This is a genomic window from uncultured Nitrospira sp., assembly GCA_902500695.1.
In the GTDB taxonomy this organism is placed as follows: Bacteria; Nitrospirota; Nitrospiria; order Nitrospirales; family UBA8639; genus Nitrospira_E.
This window is the reverse complement of sequence record CABVRQ010000076.1, coordinates 1-17,825: the sequence shown is the minus strand read 5'-3', so window position 1 is coordinate 17,825 and position 17,825 is coordinate 1. Positions and strand designations below refer to the sequence as shown.

Here is a 17,825-nt window from a genome sequence, read left to right as displayed (position 1 = left end):
GCCCCCGGATGCCAAGACCCCCCAACGTCATCCCATCTCCCTCACCTTTGGGCAAGGCCTACGCATTACCCCATCCATGATTGAAACATGGACAACCAAAGGGGAAGCCCCCCCTGTCGTAGCGACCCAATTAATCCGTGACGCGGTGGCCTCCCTCTAGGGAGTGTTGAAAAATGCCGCCAGCGGCGTTCCCTCCCTTCGCCGGAGCCGCTTCACGTCTACGCGCTGAAGCAAGCTTCGACGCGCAAGCGCGCAGGCAGGTCGCCCCTTGGCCATGCTCACGTCCTCCTCCGTACGCTCCACTCATCCAAGCGGCTGCGGCCTTTCCTTCCAGAAGCCTCAGAACTGGACGAGCCTTCCTTTAAATGCTCAGGCCAATGTTTGAACACTCCACTATTGTTCTCTAGTGAGCCTCGGTGACTCCTAAGCTGATGAAGCGGCGAGATTTTTACAATATTCCACCGCCCCTCTAATCAAAATAGCCAGGGTTTTCAAGTGGCCAAGCTCCATTCTGAGCACCCTCCCAAAGAGAGGCTTATGAAGAACATCCTGTTAGAACAGGATCGGCACATGACCAATGGTCACAGTGGCGGAGCGACCATACTGAAAAAAAAGGCCGTTTTGTAAAGATGAGCTAAAAGGTTTGATGGCGATTCGATGTGCGGAGGAAGGCTGAAAAAATTGTCAGTTTTGCGTTGAAAGGGACTGAAAGGTCTTTCTCAGAAATTATAGTTGAAGGACTTCCCGAAGAGTCCGCGCCAGATCCTTGATCAACAGAGGCTTTAAAAGAAAAGCACGAATCCCGATGGCTTTGGCCTTTTCCGGAGTCATACTATGACTAAAACCCGTACATAAGACTATAGGCACATCGGGTCTGAGTTCTAACAATTGACGGGCAAGAGCTTCGCCGGTGATCTGAGGCATCGTTTGATCGGTCACAACCGCATCAAATCGAAAGGGATCAGCCCGAAAGGCTTCCAGAGCTTCAACACTGCTCGTGCGCACCATGACCTCATATCCCAACCCCTTCATGGCCTCTTCCCCTAGCCTTGCAAGGGGCTCCTCATCCTCCACAAAAAGAATATGTCCCCGGCCCATGAACACTTCCTGTTGCAATGGCGTATCTTCACCAGGAAAACTCGCCGTCTCCATCTCCGGGAAATACAGGCTAAAAATTGTTCCCTGTCCGGGTTCACTCTCCACCTTCATGACACCGCCATGACTGATGACGATACCATGGACTACGGCTAATCCCATTCCCGTCCCTTCACCAACCCCCTTCGTAGTAAAGAAGGGATCAAAGATGCGTTGGACCACCTCCGGCGTCATACCCGTTCCGGAATCTCGAACAGTCAGGCATACATAGGAACCTCCCTGTAGATCAGGATGTGTGCCGATCCCATCAGGTTCACCAGTCACATGCTTCAACTTCAATTCAAGAACACCTCCGCTTCCCCGCATCGCGTATTCGGCATTGGCACACAAGTTCATCAACACCTGGTGCATTTGGATAGGATCTCCTAATATGATCGAGGGAGCCTCAGAGAAATTTTGACGAATGTCGATGGTCGCCGGGAACGTCGCTCGGAGGAATTTGCACACTTCTTTGACCACCAATTGAAGATCTAGCGGCTGGCGGCTCTGCTCGGTTTGGCGACTAAATGCCAATATCTGCTGGACTAATTCTTTGGCACGCTGCCCGGCGACCAACACCTCATCAAGACTCTTTTGGGCACTGACATTTCCCCTGACACTCTGTTTAGCCAGTTCCGTATAGCCAATGATCGCCATAAGAATGTTATTGAAATCATGGGCAATACCTCCAGCCAAGGTCCCAATCGCCTCCATTTTTTGGGATTGTCGAACCTGATTCTCCAATTCTTTCAATTGAGTAATATCGGTATTAGTCCCAAACCATTTCACCACCTGGTCCTGTTGATCGAAAATGGGGAGGGCTCGGCCCAAATACCACCGAAAGGTTTTATCTTTGGCCCTCAGGAGTCGAAATTCAATTTCATACGCTTGGCGGGCATTTCGAGCTTCCGCCCACCGTTCCAGACATCCAGGCAGATCATCCGGATGCAGGAACCGCTGCCACCCATTCCCGATCATCTCCTCAAAGGAACAGCCAAAATATTCGATAACACGTTGATTGACATAATCAAGAGAACCATCAGGCCGAGCCGTCCAGACCTGCTGCGGAATGGCCTCATTGAGGAGCCTAAAACGCTCTTCACTTTCTTGAAGAACTTTCTCCGCTTGCTTGCGGTGGGTGATATCTTGAAATGCGACGACGGCCCCTTCCAGCTTTCCTTGATCATTTCGGATAGGGGTGGTTACATATTCGACCGGGAAGCTCGATCCATCTTTTCGCCAAAATACCTCCGTGTCGATATGATAGACGGAGCCATCCCTTAAGGAGTTATGGATAGGGCATTCTTTCTGGGGATAGGGGACACCATTGGGCTTTGAATGATGGAGAAGCGCATGCGGGGATTGACCAAGCAGTTCGCCCTCTTCATACCCGGTCATCTCCAATACCGCCGGATTCACCAAAGTCACATTTCCATCAAGATCCAAGCCGTAGATTCCTTCTCCCATTGATGCCAAAAGGCGCTGCTGGAACAGTGCAAGTTTATTTTTTTCATTTTTTGTTACCTGGCGTTCAAGGGCTACGGTAATACGGTCCGCAACCATCCCCAAACTTTTGAGCGTGAACTCCGTCAAAGGGTGCCGGGCAAATAAGCCCATCACTCCTAGCACCTCCTGATTGCTTACCAAGGGGTAGCCAGCGAAAGCCATCATCCCCTCTCGCTTGGCCCATTCCTGGTCGGGGATGCGTGGATCACCGATGACCATATTGGTCAATATGGGTTTTCGCTCAGCGGCGATGAGGCCGATTTTAAATTTTCCCATTGGCACCCGGCTGTGCGGCCCGTCTAAATGGGTATACAGCCCGGAGCTTGCGCACAATTTCAGTACTTGTTTTGGTTCATCAAGGCACCAAATACGCGCAAACGCTGCATCAAGATGTCGAACAAGTGCTTCAGTACAGCCGTGAAGAAGGTCAGGGATGGCTTCATTTTGATTGATGACGGTGGTCACTTCAACATCCAACTCAAGCATGCGATTTCGCTCAATCAGATCCAATTCGGCCTGTTTCCGTTTCGTAATGTCGTGTGTGACAGCCAAATGTTCCACTTCATTCGTGATGGGATTCCTGAATGGCACCGCATATGTTTCTAGCCAAATTCTGGTACCTTTGACGCCCTGGACCTCAAATTGAAGAGTCCGTTTCTTCCCTTGTATCACCTCCTGATGCATTTGCTTAAAGGTATCCAAATGCTCAGGTAGGACGAGATCAAATACGGAACGTCCAAGGACATCGAGTCCATTGTCCGCTTCGATTAATTCCAACCCGGCAGGGTTGATGTGAAGCAAAGTTCCATCGGCGGCGATCCGTTTTATGCAACCAGGTCCTGTCTCGAAAATGAGATGTAACAAAATTTCTCGTTCTGTACGTTCCAATTCCGCCTGTTTCTGCTCAGTAATGTCATCGGAGATCCCTAGGAGATAGAGCGGATCATCGTTGGCATCCAGAAGGGGAATTTTTTTGGTATGCAGATATCTGGTCCCATGTGATTTGGTATGAATAACTTCCTCAGGGACATCCAGCAGGGTCTTGCTTGCCAAGACTTCTCGATCTTTACCGGTAAAGAAGTCGGCTTCCGATTTGGAGAAAAAGTCGTAATCCGTCTTTCCAATCAACGCCTCTGTAGAATAGCCAATGAGTGCCTCTCCAGCTTTGTTGAAGCGAAGATATCGAAGATCTTTGGCCTCTTTGACAAAAATCGTATAAGGAATATTTTCCACAATGGAGGTTAAAAACAGTTCACTATTCCGCAATTCGATATCTGCCTGTTTCCGGATGGTGATATCCTGAACGGTGCCAAGCATTCGCTGCGGATGTCCTTGCTGATTTTCAATAACCTGTCCCTTGCAAGCCACCCACCGAACTTCCCCGGTAGGCCACACCACTCGATGCTCGACTTCGTAGGGTGCATCGTTCTCTAACGTTCTTCGAATGGATTCCTCCAACAACGCCCGGTCCTCAGGATGAACAAAAGATGCATACTCTCTATATGTCCCATCAAAGGTCCCTGGAGCTAACCCGAAAATCCCTGCTACTTCATCGGACCAGATGAGGTGATCGGTTGGGATATGCCAGTCCCAAATCCCCATATTCCCCGCCTTCAAGGCCAGTGTCAGTCGTTGTTCACTTTCAGAAAGCAATGTTTGCGTGCGTTGCTGTTCGAGCTGCCGCTGGGTTTCACTCGTCGTGAGTTCCTCTTCCGCCTTCGCGGCCTTCCAAGTCAGATTATTAACCGCTACCGCCCGATGCACCATCTCGATCACCTCTTGCCGGTCATACGGTTTGATCAGGTGGGCAAAGGCGTGATGTTGCAAGGTGGCAATTTTTTCCTTTTGGTCGCCATGCGCAGTGAGAACGATGACGGGTAGTGTGGCATCCTGACTATACACTCGTTGCAGGACGATCAGGCCATCAAGGTCCGGCAGACCTAAATCCAGAATGACCGCACTGTAGGGATGAGGAGGGAACGCACGACGTAAGGCTTCGTTTCCGGTCTCCACCGATTCCACCCGATAGCCTTCGTTGCCCAATAAATCGCTGAGGGCCAGACAAATATCCGTTTCGTCATCCACAACAAGGATAGTCGGTGGGGTGGTCCTCGCGGCTTCCATATTTCTTCCTTTATTGTCCCACTCGTTCCTTAAAAAGACGCTCCCTAAACAGAGCATCCTGGCCGGAATCGCGGATGTATTGTACCCCTTTTAGATGAAGGTTCAAACCACAGGACTATGTCTGGGATCTAAAAGGAATTTTTTCTCATGTTGGTTTCCATCCCCATAGATATGAAAGACATCCCCTTTGGGCCTTAAACCAACGACGAGGCAATGCTTGCCGCAAAGCGAGGAATACCGTCAGAAAGCAGGTTTGGTAAGGTTCCGTCAAAAATATTCGTGACCCTGGATTAGAGGTTCAAAGACATGGAGGAACATGGCCATCCGTCTGGGGCTCAGGACTAAGACCAGACCTGGTTAAAGGTTTTTCTCGGCATTATCAAGAGTCGGACGTAGGATGGCTCGGGGTTCATCTGAACGATAAGGACAAGGCAGGTCAGGTGTCATTTTGTTGCCGGTCAGATCAGGATGGGATTCTAAAGGTCTGTTCATTTCGAAAGGCGAATTGAGGCTACCTACATTGGCCTTGCCTTCTTAATCCTCCTCTATCCCAACCATTTCCTTACGCTGCATCTTACATTCTTTCTCAATCATTTCTCCTTGTATTTTGAGGACCAACTTGCCGATGCAGGAGGCACACTTTGCCCAGCTCCCCGCTCAGACTTCTCAGACCTTCACAGATTTTTTGGTATTTCGTACATTTCTACATGTTGGAAAGACGGCACGAAACTTGAGAAGGTTGTATACAGTTTGGCCCATCACCAGTGTGGCCATGCATACGCCGAGAGCAATAGAGAGATGCTGGGGAAAAGGAGACCATGTCCTTTAATCTATGGGAGTTTTTGAGTCGTGACGTGACCTTCCTGGGAGGGCCGCATAGCCCCCTGCTGAGTTGGCTGGGGTCTGGCGGGATCCTGCTTTTTTTTCTGTGGCATATCCTCAAGATGCGAAAGGAAACGGCTTCGGTTCGACGGGGGTTCGAGCGAATTCACCCAATGTTGCAGGCTCTGGCCAACGAGCGAAGGGAGATGGATCGCGATCGTTTCACGCACCACCCTGCTAAAACATTCCTAACCCGATCCGGTCAATCGGCATCCTCTTCCAACCGGCTGGACAGTGAGGACATCCAAACGCTCGATTCGGGAATGCAACAGGAACCTATCTTTCGCAACCCGTGGGCACAATACCGAATGACACTGATTCTGGAACAGGTCCCCTGGTTCGTGGACCCACGTATATTCAGCACCAGGCCGGCTGCGGAGGTATTTACCCGAGAAACCCTCATCGCCACGCACGTAAATTTTACTTTCTATCGGCAATTTCCTGCACTTGTCACCGGCCTCGGGCTCCTGCTGACCTTTCTCGCCTTGTTTATTGGCCTTAGTAAGCTTCATGCGGATGGGAGTGAAATTGTAGGAATTCAGGGTCTGATTAACGGGCTGGCCGGAAAGTTCCTGACCTCCATCGTCGGACTGATCGTGGCCAATATCTTCACATTCATGGAAAAGCCTCTGGTGGCTCAACTGCAGACCGCCCATCACACATTCCTCGGTCTCATCGATCAACTTTTTCCTCGAAAAACTATGGAACAAATGCTGGAGCAACTGACAGAGTTGCGAGGCCAGTCCTCGAAAGACCAGTCGTCTTCAGCTGAAGAAAGTCCCCAGTACCCTGTCGGATGGGGAACGAACGGGCTTGCCGCGCCAACGGCAAATTTGACGGCGGCGATTCAGGCTCTGACGTCTTTACAGCAGGAGCACCATACAGAATCCCGGCGAATGGTGACAGAACTTCCACGCGTCATCACAGACAGGCTGCATGGCCCTTTGAATGAATTGACCGGCGCCATTCATGACCTCACCACATTGCTTAAGGATATCAGGCCTCATCCCGTGCAAACGGAAACATCTTTCGAGGAGCGCCCACCCCTCTGGAAAACCTCTACCAACTCTCGCGGTCCTTCCATGATTAACATTTTCGATAAAATCGGCTCCTGGTCAAAACGGCAGGGGCTAGCTCGACACCGGCGGACGGGATGAGTTCCTCGACGGATCAGGATAACGTCAGTTCTCCCACGACCGGGGGCGTCATCGATCTCATGACTTCACTGGCCATGATCTTTATTCTGCTCTTTGCGGCCTTTATCACTCAAACCGCCTCCGAAGCCCAATCGGAATTACAGGAGCACAAAGAGAATGTGCAGGCAGCGCTCAGGGATCACCTCGAGCGATTAGGGCTTTCGCTTGATTCCGATCCCCAAGATCCGCTCACGCTTCTCATCGTCGTCCCCGACAAAAAACTCACCTTTGAGTTCGGCCAAAGCATTCTTTCTCATGACGCCGTTCAGTTTGTACAGGAGGCAATGCCGTTTTACGCGGCAGTCTTATGTGGACCCTTACGCGACAAGATCGATTCCCTTGCCATCCAAGGTCATACGGACGATCGCGGCGACGATGCCTATAATTTAAAATTAAGCCAGGAACGATCTCTAGCCGTCATGGTGAAGGGGTTAGAGGCCATAGAGGCTCAAGAGCCGTCAGCCTATCAATGCTTCCAAGCCATGACGTCAGCTTCCGGCCGGGGCCGACAAGACTTGATCTACGATGGGAATAGCAGGGTGAACCGCGAGAAGAGCCGCCGCGTGATCTTTAAAATCCGCCTCCGTTCAACCGAGCAACGCCACATGGCTGAGGGTCTGCCCCCTGTTCTTTCATCTTTGGAGCCTCCGATTTACCTGCCAATGTGATCCCCGACTTCACACGGTCACCACGATTTTACCTTTTTGTTGGTTGGACACCATGTAGCGATGCGCTTCCGCAATTTCCGTTAAAGGAAACGTGCGATCGATAATCGGCTTTAAAGCGCCGGACTCCAATCCTTGGTAAATGTATTCTTTTCCTCGCTTCAGCATTTCCGGGTTTTTGACGATCTCAAACAGCGTATAGCCTCGTATGGTTAACCCTTTTGCCAGTGCGGGGAACAAGGGGTATGGAGTTGGATGTGGAGCCAATGCCCCATATTCGAAGATAATACCGCCAGGTGCGGTGACGGCGGCGAGTTGTTCCAGCAAAGGTCCCGCCACCGGGTCGAACACCAACCTGACGCCTTTTCCGGAGGTCAGAGCCATCCCTCTTTCTACCAGATCTTCTTCATCGGTCACGATCACATGATCTGCTCCCGCTTCCAGCAGAAAGGCTTTTTTGTCCGCCCCACGGGTCGTCGCAATAGCGACTCCTCCGGCAGCTTTGACGATTTGAATAGCCGCCAATCCCACGCTGCTACTCGCTGCCGTAATCAAAACGGTGTCGTCTTTTTTCAGGCCTCCGTATTCAATGAGTGCCCCAAAGGCTGTCATGTATTGCATCCAGATGGCCGCACCTTCAATGGGGGATAACGTGTCCGGATATTTCGCAGCCGCAGAGGCCGGTACGATGGCACTTTCCCCATACACGCCATATTGACTCATGGAAAAAGACGGGATCGTACTCACGCGGTCGCCTACACGAAGATCCGTGACGCCTTGACCGACCGCATCAATAACTCCTGCCGCTTCATAGCCTAACCGCGAGGGCAATTGAGGAGTCTCAAGATATTGGCCTTTTCTCAGCATGATCTCAGCGCGGTTAAGCCCGATGGCCTCCACCTTCATGCGGATTTCTCCCTTGCCCGGTTCGGCCAGGGGTAGATCTTCAAGATTCAGAACTTCAGGTCCACCGATTTGATGAAAACGCACGATCTTTGGCATCAGCGACCTCCTGCAAAATAAAGAATGTCCATCAAGTTTTTGATTGATCCGTCACGAACTTCACAATGAATTCCACATCATCCCCTGCCTCCCGAACCACCTGTAGAAATTCAGCAGGGTCAACATTCACCTTTTTCAGAAATCGTCGGTCCGCACCACAGCCATACATCAAATCGGACGGCAACTCACCAAAGAGTTTGGCTCTCGCTTTTTCAATAATGCGGGGAAACCATTCCAGTCCGGCCAGCTTGGCCTCCCTTGGCGGAAACAAATCGGTGATTTTCACAAATTTCGAATATTGTCCCTGCAGATCGTTCAAAAAATAGTCCCTCCGAATTTGTGTGATCGCCACGACCATGTCAGGGTCCGGTTCTCCGTCATCACACCAGTCTTCCACAAAGTCGTAAATTTCCTGTGGCGTCGCTCCAATCGAGCGAAGAAAGTCTTTCTCTTCATTCGAAAACATGGCGTCAGCATTTCGCATACCCTTCTTATAGGAAGTGACTTTTTGGCCGAAGAGCGTTCGGAATGCTTGGATCCAGTCCGATGTTTCATTGGTCATATCGAATGTTCCCCTGATGGCTTTCTGGTCCTTATTGATGGAACCCCCTTTTGTCAGCAGGACCTGCGTATCATTGAATTTTACGGATGTCGTCATCGCCTTGTCTCCTATTTCTAAATGTTTTCGACGGAAATGTCCGAATAGAAGCCTCTCTCGTCTATCATGCTGTGGTGATTGGCGAATTGACCGGCAATGTGAATTGCCTTTTCAACATGGCATTCTCGGCTTCCAAGGTCACCAGTCGGTCCCGGAGGGGTTGCACAATGCCGGCCAAGGCCTCCTCTGAATATTTTACGGGAATGTGTTGTCGGCAATTGATATCCCACGCCTCTACGTGAAATCGAATAACCCGTTCAGGTTTTCCCTTGTACCGGAAATCAGTGAGTTGTTTGAGCAAGGCGGGATCATCTTCAATCACCTCTGCGATCCCCCATACCTTGATCCGGGTTTGAGTCGCGTAATCCATCAAGAATAAAAAGGCTTGAGTATTTTCTGACAAATTTCCCAATGAGATGTATTGCCGGTTGCCTGCAAAATCAGCAAAAGCCAGCGTGTGGTCGTTCAATACCTTGAGGAAACCCTTAGGGCCTCCACGATGTTGGATATACGGTCTTCCATCGGCATTGGCCGTGGCTAGATAGAGAGAGTCGACTTCTTTCAAAAAGTCAGAAAGTTCTGGTGTGATCGTGTTAGACCATCCGACTCCCTCTTCCATTCGAGCATATTGTGGTCGTGACCCCATTCGTTCCTGCACCGCTTTCACAGATGCGGTAAAGGCGATATCACTTGTTGGTTGTGTCATAATGGATTTTCCTTCTGATGAACTGGAGGGCATTAGGCAGCTTGTTCCTTCAGAGATAAATAGTCAGTATATCCCTTGGTATCACCACCATAAAATGTGGCACGATCATAAGGATTGAGAGGGGCCGAATTCTGGATACGTTCCGGAAGATCTGGATTGGAAATAAAGTGCCGTCCAAACGCGACCGCATCCGCCAAATGATTTTCCGTATATTCCAAAGCTGAATCAGGGGTATGACCTCCAGCTGAAATCATTACCGTCTTCAAGACATCACGAAACAAAGAGGCAGCCTGTGGTGTGTCTTCAAGACTATCGTCTTTCATGCCTGCGAATGACGAACGTGGTTCAATTAAATCGACAAAGGCTACGCCTCGTGTATCCAGCTCACCAAATACATAGGTAAACAGCTTGATGGGGTCACTATCCTTCATGCCATTAAACGCGTTATAGGGAGATAAACGTACACCGACCCGATCTTTTCCCCAGACTTCGATGACCGCATCGACAACCTCCAACAACAGACGGGCTCGATTCTCAATCGCACCTCCATAGTGGTCTGTGCGTGCGTTGGAACCATCCTGAAGGAACTGGTCCAGTAAATAGCCATTGGCTCCATGGACTTCCACGCCATCAAACCCCGCCGCTTTGGCATTTTCAGCACCCGCTTTGTAATCGGCAACAATTCCGGGTATTTCGTCAATTTCAAGTGCACGAGGAACTACAATAGGCGTTTCCTGCCAATCAGCCGTATACGTCCCACTGTTTTCCGCAGCAAGAGCAGAGGGCGCAACGGGCAAAGACCCGTTCGGTTGATGAGACGTGTGAGAGATGCGTCCAACATGCCATAGCTGAAGAAAGATGCGTCCTCCAGCCTGATGCACCGCCTTAGTCACAAGTTTCCAGCCCTCGACCTGCTCAGGGGAATGTATGCCAGGGGTCCCTGGATAACCTTGTCCCTGTTGGGAGACTTGCGCGGCTTCAGAAATAATCAAACCGGCTGAAGCACGCTGCGCATAATATTCTGCATTGAGCTCGTAAGGAACATTTCCCGGCTGCTTTGAACGCATTCGGGTTAATGGTGCCATGATGATGCGATTGGGCAATGTCAGAGAACCTATGGTTAATGGCTCAAATAGTTTTGTCATGATCTGATTCCTTGGTTATGAAATAAATATTACGTGAACCAAACTCCTCAATGATGCCGATCGTTCACCGGTGGGCCACTATTCTCTTATCGAAGAAGCGGCGTATATGGCCTGCAATCACTTCTCCGTCTTCCTCGAGGGCGAAGTGCCCCGTGTCGAGTAAATGAAACTCCAGATTTTTTAAATCACGTTTGTACGGATGTGCGCCTTTGGCGGGAAAGATCTGATCATTCTTACCCCAGACGATTAACGTCGGTGGTTGATGTTCACGCAAATACGCTTGCCATTGTGGATACAACGGCGGATTCGAGCCGTAACTATCGAACAACTGCAACTGAATATCGTTGTTTCCCGTCCGGTTCAGCAAATACTGGTCCACCAACCAATTGTCTGGACTGATCGACGCCGTATCCCTCACGCCATGCGTATACTGCCATTTGGTGGCTGCCAGCTTGAGAAATCCTTTGAGAGCCTTGGCGTTCTCCGGCGTGTGCTCTTTCCAGTAGGCCCGAAAGGGTTTCCAAAAATCTTGCAAGCCCTCTTCGTAGGCGTTTCCATTCTGGATAATAAGCGACTCGACCCGTTCCGGATGACTGACCGCCAGTCGGAAGCCTACCGGCGCTCCATAGTCCATGAGATAGAGGCTGTACGATTTCAAACCCACTTTCCGAGTAAATTTCTCCATGATATTGGCGAGATGGTCGAACGTGTAGCTGAACTCATCCACCCTCGGCATAGAGCTATTTCCAAATCCTGGATAATCCGGTGCCACCACATGAAACCGATCCGACAACTGCGGAATCAAATTTCGAAACATGTGAGAGGAAGTTGGAAAGCCATGGAGCAACAGAATCGTTGGCGCATCTTTTGGCCCTGCTTCGCGATAAAAGATCTCCAGTCCGTCCACCTCGATGGTTTTGTGGAGAGTCGGATAGCTGGCCCTCACGGAGTTATCTTGAGGAGTGATTGGTTCCTTATTTCCCGACTTGGAGGCCGTCGCCCCGACCACCAACAGACCAATGAGGCTAAATGGCACGATCGCTAAAATTCCAATCAACGGTTTGAGTATTGTTTTGAATCGTTTCATGCTGGCGTTCTCCTTGAATGAAAAATGATTGAGTCATGATGAAGTCCAATCAGGGAGGCACGTGCTTTACACACGAGCCTCAAGTTCCGAAACCGCTGGGAAATCTATCTCCGTCGCAGCTATGTGGTTGAAATAGTTGGTGAACAGCGTCAGAGAGATATTGGCAATAAGTTCCACCATATCCCCTTCTGAGAATCCGGCTTTGCGGAGTTTGGCTACCTCCTCATCGCTGATCCGCCCACGGTTCGTGACAACATTCCGGGTAAAGGCTAAGACGGTCGCTTCTTTCGGGTCCGGGGACTCCCCTCTCCGGCTATCCCCGACGGCCTCTTCGCTCAGCCCGACCGATCGTCCGATCGCTGAGTGCGCTGCAAGGCAATACTGACAGTCATTGACTTCCGAAACCGCCAAAGCGATCTGCTCACGAAGCTTCGGGGAAAGACTCCCTTTAGAAAGGGCGCCCGAGAAATCAAGGTAGCCCTGAAGGACCGACGGCGAATTGGCCATGGTCCGCATAATGTTGGGTGCGAACCCGAGCTTGTTTTCCACACCTTTCAGTAACCGTTGAGCCTGGCCTGTGGCGATTTCCGGATTGAGTGCCTGTATTCGTGACATGGGCTGCGTTCTCCTTGTGTTGTGTAGTGAACGATCGCATTCATGTTTTCGTGGTATTACAATGGCCGTGCCAATCCGTAAAAAATCATAAGATATTGTTTTATATATATATTTAAAATTTTAACGATTTTCAAAAACAACGATTATTCGTGTTAATCGAAAAATCATTGCACAGACACGAAATTTCGTTTAAATTTTCATCCATGAGCACCATGAATCAAGAATGCCAGGAGGGCACCACGTTAGACTCACTCAAATGCCTGCTGCTGGACATTGCCCAGCAACGATCCCTCAATGATTTGTTGTGGCTGATTGTGCGCCGGCTGGCAGATCGATCCACGGTGGTTCTGGCAAGAATCTGGCTCATACGGCCCGGTGATATCTGTTCCACCTGCCGGTTCAGGGAGGAATGCCCGGACCAGACACAGTGCCTCCATCTCGTAGCCAGTGCAGGCCGGTCAAGCGTGGAGGACAAAACAGAATGGAAAAACACCGAGGGATACTTTGCTCGATTCCCCTTGGGCGTGTGTAAGGTGGGGCGAATCGGAAAGACCGGGGAGCAGCTCGTCATCAATGAAATGGAAAATAATCTGACCTGGATCGCCAAACCGGACTGGGCCAGGCAGGAAGGCATCCAGGGCTTTCACGGACAGCCCATTATCTATAAAGGGGAAACCCTGGGGGTGCTGGCGGTGTTCGAACGGGAATCGGTCACCGATGACGCCACCGTCTGGTTCCGGATGATTGCCGATCACGTGGCCGTGGCCATCGCCAATGCCCGCGCCTTTGAGGAAATCGAACGCCTCAAAGCCCAACTGGAATTAGAAAACACCTTCTTAAAAGAAGAGGTACTGGAAGCGCAGAATTTTGGCGCAATCGTAGGTGGGAGTCCGGCCATCGCCAACCTGGTACAGCAGATCGAACTGGTCGCACCCACGGATGCCACCGCGCTTATTTCCGGGGAGTCGGGAACGGGAAAAGAACTGGTCGCACGGGAAATTCATCGCCGCAGTCAACGCAAAAACCATCCGCTCGTCCGAGTGAACTGTGCCTCCATTCCCCGAGAACTCTACGAAAGCGAATTTTTCGGGCATGCCAAAGGCGCCTTCACCGGCGCACTAAAAGACCGGGCCGGGCGGTTTCAAGCGGCCGATGGTGGCACGCTGTTCCTGGATGAAGTCGGAGAAATCCCCCTGGAGATGCAAAGCAAACTCTTGCGCGTCTTACAGGAAGGGGAATACGAACGGGTGGGAGAGGAAACCACTAGAAAGGTGAATGTCCGCATCATCGCCGCCACCAACCGGAAGCTCGCCCAGGAAGTGGAAGCTAAGCGATTTCGGCAGGATCTGTACTACCGATTGAATGTCTTTCCCATCGAAGTGACCCCTCTGCGCAATCGCAAAGAAGACATCCCGTTGTTGGCCAGCATGTTTATGGCCCACGTCCGCAAAAAACTCAATTGCACGGGACGGGAACTCACCCAGGCGGAAGTGTTGAAATTACAAAACTATCATTGGCCCGGCAATGTACGGGAACTGCAGAACATCATCGAACGCGCCGTGATCTCTTCTCGATGCGGATCGGTCAAATTCGATCTGCCCGTTCCCCAAGCCAATGGGGTCACACTAAAAAAACAGATCAGGAAAAACGGAGACAGCCCCGGCGAAATCCTGACCGACGAAGACATGCGCTTGCGCGATAGGGCCAATCTCGAATCCGCCTTGAAACAGACCGACTGGAAAATCTACGGCACCGGCGGGGCAGCAGAGCTCCTCAACATCAAACCCACCACCCTCCTCTCCCGCATCAAAAAGATGGGGATTGAGAAGATCCATTAGAATTGGGTCACGAACTTAGATTTCAGTAGGAATGGGATACGAGTCAAATCGGTGGTTATGTAATGCCCATTCAGCTTATTCAGGAACTTCGACATACTACACGGAACATTGAGATGTGGGCACGATATGCTTGGCGTATACAAATCCCTATATCAATGTATTCACCCATGATCCGGAAATGAGGTAACCGTTTGCGGTATTTGCCTTTATGGAGAGCAAGATTATTACCCTGCGCAGAATAATCGCCATGGCTGGGAATGCAACAAACTCACTACCACCTTTATGAAGCCGATTTTCGTGCGTGGCAGCCAACCAATCTCTGACCTCTTATAAGAAGATGAGCGAACACTATGTATGATTTTACTCCCGGCCAGCGCTGGGTGAGTGACAACGATGCCGCACTCGGGTTGGGCATCGTCCAATCTGTCGCCTTTCGCACGGTTCAAATGGAATTTCCCGCCGCCGATGAAACACGCACGTATGCAAAAAATACTGCCCCGCTCACGCGTGTTGAATTTGATATCGGTGATTCTATTAAAAGTATTGATGGTTGGTGTCTGTCGATCACCAAAATAGAACATGTCAGCGGCACCGTGCGCTACCACGGCATTCGGGAAAGTGGCGAGGCTGCTGCCATGCATGAATGTGAACTGTCTGATGAACTTACGTTTAATTTACCGCAAGACAAACTGTTTGCGGGGCAAGTTGACGACAACAGATGGTTTGAGCTGCGCGCAGCAACCCTCCGACATCTTTCCACACAACAAACATCAACAAGCTTTGGCTTACATGGGCCACGTGTCAGCCTGATTCCCCATCAAATGTATATTGCCCATGAAGTATCAAAGAGAACCGCCCCGCGTGTTCTGCTCGCCGATGAAGTAGGGCTCGGTAAAACCATTGAAGCCGGCTTAATTCTGCACCGTCTGATTCTGACCGGAAAAATACACCGTGCATTAATTATCGTACCCGAACCACTACTGCATCAGTGGCTGGTGGAATTGCTCCGGCGCTTCAATTTACGCTTCACCTTAATCGATGAGCAGTATTTTTCACATATCGACGAGGCAGTCGACAATCCGGAAGAATCGGTACCTCTCGAAAACTTTTTTGACCAATTCCCCCTCGTGTTATGCGGATTACACTTTGCCTGCCGCGAGGATATCGCCCCGTTAATTGCCATGTGCGATTGGGATATATTGGTCGTCGATGAAGCGCACCATCTTGAGTGGACACCGGGTGAAAGCAGCCGGGAGTACCGACAAATCGAAACCTTAGCGAACCAGTCAGATTCAGTCTTGTTATTAACAGCCACACCCGAGCAATTTGGCACGGCAGGGCATTTTGCCCGCTTGCGACTACTCGACCCGGCGCGTTTCCACTCGCTTGAAAGCTACTTAGCCGAACAGACACAACATGCCGCGACTGCCGGGCTGGTGAATCTCCTACTCGATCATCAGACCATGACTGAAGATGATCTGGCTTGTTTACGCTCACTCATAAATGATAGCGATGCCATCGACATAGCAGCCATCAATGCCGCTCATGACGATGCACGCACACTTCGACGACACCTCATCGACCGTTTAATTGATCAACATGGCACCGGTCGCATGTTGTTCAGGAACACGCGTGCGACGATCAGCGGGTTTCCCCGGCGTCACTTCATTCCTGCTGTACTCGACGACGACAGAAACGAGACCCGTATAGACTGGCTTTCCGATAAACTACGAGAACTATCGCCGCACAAAGTTCTACTGATTTGCGCGACCGCCGAGACCGCGGCATCTATATCAAAAATACTGCTGAAAAAACATGGGCTTCCAGCCGGTGTTTTTCACGAACAGATGAGTCTCCTGGAACGGGACCGCGCTGCCGCCTGGTTTGCCGATGCCGAAGACGGTGCACAAATATTGATTTGCTCGGAGATTGGTGGCGAAGGCCGAAACTTTCAATTTCTTCACAATATCGTCTTGTTCGACTTACCCGATAACCCCGATTTACTGGAGCAGCGCATCGGCCGCCTGGATAGAATCGGGCAGCAGCACGATATCAATATTCACGTGCCTGTCGCAGCAGGTTCAAGAGATGCACGCCTGAGCCGCTGGTACCATCATGCCCTCAATTCGTTTGAGCATAGTTGCGTCACCGGCCAACACATCAAGGCCGAAATGGAAGAACAATTTGCTGCGTACCTTGCCGGCGAACACCTCGATGAAGACAGATTTGTCAGGGAATGCAGGCAACTGCACGAACAACAGACACGGCAACTCAATCGTGGTCGGAACCGATTGCTCGAACTCAGTGGTTGCCGTCAGGAAATTGCTGACCCGTTGATTAAAGAAATCAAACACAATGAACAGGAGAACATCTTATTACGATACCTTGAACACGCATTTGATTCTTTTGGGGTTGAAATTGAAGATCATTCGCCAGGCAGTTGGATCCTACGACCGGGTGCTCATTTACAGGTGGAACAATTTCCTGAGTTATCCGAAGATGGCATCACCGTGACAACCAATCGCGAGACCGCCCTTGCGCGCGAGGACATGCATTTTCTGAGTTGGGAGCACCCGTTAGTGCGTGCGACAATTGACCTGATTTTGAACGGAGAACGAGGCCGGGTCAGCGTCTGCGCGTTACACCTGCCACAACTTCCCCCTCGCAGTATTTTAATCGAAGCCATTTTCGAATCGATCTGCCCTGCACCCGCCGGATTAGAGATCGGGCGCTACCTTCCTTGCAACGCATTGCGTTTGTTGGTCAACCAGGAGGGGGAAAACTATACCCGGCAACTCCCACCTGACACCTACGAAACTTTACTGCAAAAGATCAATCAGGAAGTCGCACGACAAATGATCGAGAGAACACGTGCGACCTTAAAAAAACAGGTGCAACACATTGAGGAAATGGCCGCGCAACAGCTCCCCGTGCTTCGCAATGCGGCCATCGCCTCGATGCATGAAAAATTAGATGGCGAGTTAGAGCGTCTCCTTACACTGCAAAAGCGCAACCCGACAATTCGCGATGAAGACGTGCAATTACTGCGCACGAAAATTTCTGATGTGGAAAAGCGTTTGCAAAGCAGTACGCTCAGGCTGTCAGCCCTGCGTGTCATTTATACGGTTTAAGCCGTCGAATTCCATCCCTTAAGGGTATATTCCGCGTTGCGTGTGGCGTAAATCAATCGCGTGAGCGAGTACAATCATTAGGGGTCTGTTGAAAAAAGCCGCCAGCTGCGTTCTCGCCATTTTTCCGTGCTCACGT

At 50.7% G+C, this 17,825-nt stretch carries 11 protein-coding genes; 4 read left to right on the top strand and 7 right to left on the bottom strand.

Annotation, left to right across the window (positions count from 1 at the left end):
- Window positions 1-726 precede the first annotated feature (726 nt).
- Window positions 727-4,764, bottom strand: a complete 4,038-nt coding sequence (locus AAH187_RS15590) for a PAS domain S-box protein (protein ID WP_342349394.1) — start codon at window positions 4,762-4,764, stop codon at window positions 727-729.
- An 818-nt stretch (window positions 4,765-5,582) separates the two neighbouring features.
- On the opposite strand from AAH187_RS15590, the gene AAH187_RS15585 reads away from it, so the two are divergent.
- Both AAH187_RS15585 and AAH187_RS15580 read left to right on the top strand, forming a co-directional pair.
- Window positions 5,583-6,803, top strand: coding sequence for a hypothetical protein (locus AAH187_RS15585; protein WP_342349393.1), 1,221 nt, complete (start codon window positions 5,583-5,585; stop codon window positions 6,801-6,803).
- Window positions 6,800-7,510: an OmpA family protein gene (locus AAH187_RS15580; RefSeq protein ID WP_342349392.1), complete on the top strand. Its 711-nt coding sequence runs from the start codon at window positions 6,800-6,802 to the stop codon at window positions 7,508-7,510. The genes AAH187_RS15585 and AAH187_RS15580 overlap by 4 nt, the downstream gene beginning before the upstream one ends.
- A 9-nt stretch (window positions 7,511-7,519) precedes the next feature.
- On the opposite strand, the gene AAH187_RS15575 is transcribed toward AAH187_RS15580, so the two are convergent.
- From AAH187_RS15575 to AAH187_RS15550, 6 genes are all read right to left on the bottom strand, one after another.
- On the bottom strand, window positions 7,520-8,509 hold the full coding sequence (locus AAH187_RS15575; RefSeq protein ID WP_342349391.1) for a zinc-dependent alcohol dehydrogenase family protein: 990 nt from the start codon (window positions 8,507-8,509) through the stop codon (window positions 7,520-7,522).
- 31 nt (window positions 8,510-8,540) lie between these two features.
- Entirely contained in the window at window positions 8,541-9,167 is a 627-nt protein-coding gene (locus tag AAH187_RS15570) for a DUF5069 domain-containing protein (protein ID WP_342349390.1), read from the bottom strand.
- 64 nt (window positions 9,168-9,231) lie between these two features.
- On the bottom strand, window positions 9,232-9,873 hold the full coding sequence (locus AAH187_RS15565) for a pyridoxamine 5'-phosphate oxidase family protein (RefSeq protein ID WP_342349389.1): 642 nt from the start codon (window positions 9,871-9,873) through the stop codon (window positions 9,232-9,234).
- A gap of 32 nt (window positions 9,874-9,905) precedes the next feature.
- Window positions 9,906-11,018, bottom strand: a complete 1,113-nt coding sequence (locus AAH187_RS15560; RefSeq protein WP_342349388.1) for an alkene reductase — start codon at window positions 11,016-11,018, stop codon at window positions 9,906-9,908.
- 64 nt (window positions 11,019-11,082) lie between these two features.
- On the bottom strand, window positions 11,083-12,105 hold the full coding sequence (locus tag AAH187_RS15555; protein WP_342349387.1) for an alpha/beta hydrolase: 1,023 nt from the start codon (window positions 12,103-12,105) through the stop codon (window positions 11,083-11,085).
- Window positions 12,106-12,171: 66 nt separating this feature from the next.
- Window positions 12,172-12,720 carry a carboxymuconolactone decarboxylase family protein gene (locus tag AAH187_RS15550; RefSeq protein WP_342349386.1) on the bottom strand — a complete coding sequence of 183 codons (549 nt, stop codon included), beginning with the start codon at window positions 12,718-12,720 and terminating at the stop codon, window positions 12,172-12,174.
- Window positions 12,721-12,932: 212 nt separating this feature from the next.
- Here AAH187_RS15550 and AAH187_RS15545 point away from each other — a divergent pair, with 212 nt between their 5' ends.
- Together AAH187_RS15545 and AAH187_RS15540 are read left to right on the top strand one after the other, a co-directional pair.
- The gene (locus AAH187_RS15545) at window positions 12,933-14,558 is read left to right on the top strand and encodes a sigma 54-interacting transcriptional regulator (RefSeq protein WP_342349385.1); all 1,626 of its coding nucleotides are present in this window, start codon (window positions 12,933-12,935) and stop codon (window positions 14,556-14,558) included.
- 350 nt (window positions 14,559-14,908) lie between these two features.
- Window positions 14,909-17,689, top strand: coding sequence for a helicase-related protein (locus AAH187_RS15540; protein ID WP_342349384.1), 2,781 nt, complete (start codon window positions 14,909-14,911; stop codon window positions 17,687-17,689).
- The last annotated feature ends 136 nt before the right edge of the window (window positions 17,690-17,825 follow it).

What these genes read in the sequence shown, in the direction of transcription:
- AAH187_RS15590 (WP_342349394.1), bottom strand. Translation starts at nt 4,764, where the DNA reads ATGGAAGCCGCGAGGACCACCCCACCGACTATCCTTGTTGTGGATGAC.
- AAH187_RS15585 (WP_342349393.1), top strand. Translation starts at nt 5,583, where the DNA reads ATGTCCTTTAATCTATGGGAGTTTTTGAGTCGTGACGTGACCTTCCTG.
- AAH187_RS15580 (WP_342349392.1), top strand. Translation starts at nt 6,800, where the DNA reads ATGAGTTCCTCGACGGATCAGGATAACGTCAGTTCTCCCACGACCGGG.
- AAH187_RS15575 (WP_342349391.1), bottom strand. Translation starts at nt 8,509, where the DNA reads ATGCCAAAGATCGTGCGTTTTCATCAAATCGGTGGACCTGAAGTTCTG.
- AAH187_RS15570 (WP_342349390.1), bottom strand. Translation starts at nt 9,167, where the DNA reads ATGACGACATCCGTAAAATTCAATGATACGCAGGTCCTGCTGACAAAA.
- AAH187_RS15565 (WP_342349389.1), bottom strand. Translation starts at nt 9,873, where the DNA reads ATGACACAACCAACAAGTGATATCGCCTTTACCGCATCTGTGAAAGCG.
- AAH187_RS15560 (WP_342349388.1), bottom strand. Translation starts at nt 11,018, where the DNA reads ATGACAAAACTATTTGAGCCATTAACCATAGGTTCTCTGACATTGCCC.
- AAH187_RS15555 (WP_342349387.1), bottom strand. Translation starts at nt 12,105, where the DNA reads ATGAAACGATTCAAAACAATACTCAAACCGTTGATTGGAATTTTAGCG.
- AAH187_RS15550 (WP_342349386.1), bottom strand. Translation starts at nt 12,720, where the DNA reads ATGTCACGAATACAGGCACTCAATCCGGAAATCGCCACAGGCCAGGCT.
- AAH187_RS15545 (WP_342349385.1), top strand. Translation starts at nt 12,933, where the DNA reads ATGAATCAAGAATGCCAGGAGGGCACCACGTTAGACTCACTCAAATGC.
- AAH187_RS15540 (WP_342349384.1), top strand. Translation starts at nt 14,909, where the DNA reads ATGTATGATTTTACTCCCGGCCAGCGCTGGGTGAGTGACAACGATGCC.